The sequence below is a fragment of the Vibrio sp. 10N.222.49.A3 genome, assembly GCF_041475145.1.
GTDB classification, from domain to species: domain Bacteria; phylum Pseudomonadota; class Gammaproteobacteria; order Enterobacterales; family Vibrionaceae; genus Vibrio; species Vibrio tasmaniensis_A.
In genome coordinates this window covers 1-1394 of sequence record NZ_JBFRVM010000204.1, presented here as the reverse complement: position 1 = coordinate 1394, position 1394 = coordinate 1, and the positions used below count along the sequence as shown (strand labels likewise).

The following is a 1394-nucleotide window of genomic DNA, read 5'->3' as shown; positions in this document are numbered from 1 at the left end:
GCGTAGCCATCGGTTTGTAGATAACCGTTGTAGTCACCTAAAAAGTCCACGGGGCACACCCTCGCGCGACTGTTTTGATAGTCGTACAAGGCGATTTTTTCACATTCGGCAGTGCCGCTTCGGGCGAGTCAGCGCCTGAGCAGTAAAGCCACATATAACACTGCTTCTCTTCTTTGAGCACATTGAGCGGCGTTTCATCCGCCTGAACCACCACTTGTTGAAGTAGGTTCTCCTTCAAGGCCGCATACAGCGGGGCGAACTTCTCACTGACTTGGATGACCCACCTAGCCATGGTGGTACGTGATAGCTCGATACCCGACTGGGTAAACAGCGATTCTTGACGATAAAGTGGCATCGCGTATTGGTATTTTCCAAGAATGATGTTGGTCAGCAAACTTTCTGTGGCGAAGCTTTTAGGGATGAGGCTCTGAGGGGATGGCTTCTGAACGATTCGGCTGCTGTCACCTGTTTTCTCGCACTGGCGGCAAGCGTACTTAGGACGAACATATTCCAACACTTTGAGTACCGCTGGCGTGAACTCTAGCTTCTCGCTGCGGTCTTCACCGATTTTATGCAGGCTATGATTGCAGCAAGCGCACTGCTTTTCATGGTCGTCTACATCAAGTTCGATAACCTCACGAGGCAAGGTCTTAGGCAGAGGTTTACGTTTACCGCGCTTTTTCGTTGTGGTCGTGGTTGTCACCTCAACCTCGTCTTCTTTAACGGCTTCACACTCCGCTTCGTTGAAGAGGTCACCTTGTGATTCATCGTAAGGCTTTAATGCCTCCGAGCGTTTCGCGAACTGACGGTCGAAGGCGAGTTTGAGTTGTTCAAGCAGCGATTGGCGCTCTTGTTTCCACTCATTTTTCTCCGACATCAGAGCAGCTACCATCGCTTGTAGCTCGGCAACATCTTGGCTTTCTGGGTTGATATTTGGCGTCTTTTTCATAGCATTGATTATACTAAAATCGTGCCGTTAACGCTTGGAGAATAAGGCTTTATTCTCGATTAACTCATTGTAAAATCGTTTATTTTGATGGGTTCGTGGCCGATAATTGTGAAGCCTGAAAGCAGTCTATCAAGCTCAAATTGAGTGAGGGTAAACACCTGATTTTTCTCTTTTGAAGGCCACTTATACTTGGCTTTTTCAAGGCGTTTATACCAGAGGGCGAAGCCTGTTTTATCCCAGTACAACACTTTAATCTTATCGCGCTGTTTATTGGTAAACAGGAACAGCGCACCGCTGCCAAGAGGCAAGTCAGTATCATTTTCGATAATCGCTGCAAGGCCGTTGATGGACTTTCTAAAATCGACGCTTTCACGATAAAGGTAAATGTCTGGAGCGCTGAGCATACCTTTCATGACAACGCTCCAATGAGTTCAGCAAGATAGGT

Annotated in this window: 1 protein-coding gene and 1 pseudogene; both read right to left on the bottom strand. The window is 47.6% G+C overall.

Translation table 11 applies throughout. The features are described 5' to 3' along the window. Positions 1 to 949: pseudogene (gene tnpC, locus AB4589_RS22995) on the bottom strand (IS66 family transposase); the annotation flags it as partial. 59 nt (positions 950 to 1008) lie between these two features. Continuing rightward, positions 1009 to 1362, bottom strand: coding sequence for an IS66 family insertion sequence element accessory protein TnpB (gene tnpB / locus AB4589_RS22990; protein ID WP_017037716.1), 354 nt, complete (start codon positions 1360 to 1362; stop codon positions 1009 to 1011). Positions 1363 to 1394: the final 32 nt, after the last annotated feature.

Bases quoted from the DNA above. Each gene is read 5' to 3' on its own strand.
- tnpB (WP_017037716.1), bottom strand. From the start codon at position 1,362: ATGAAAGGTATGCTCAGCGCTCCAGACATTTACCTTTATCGTGAAAGC.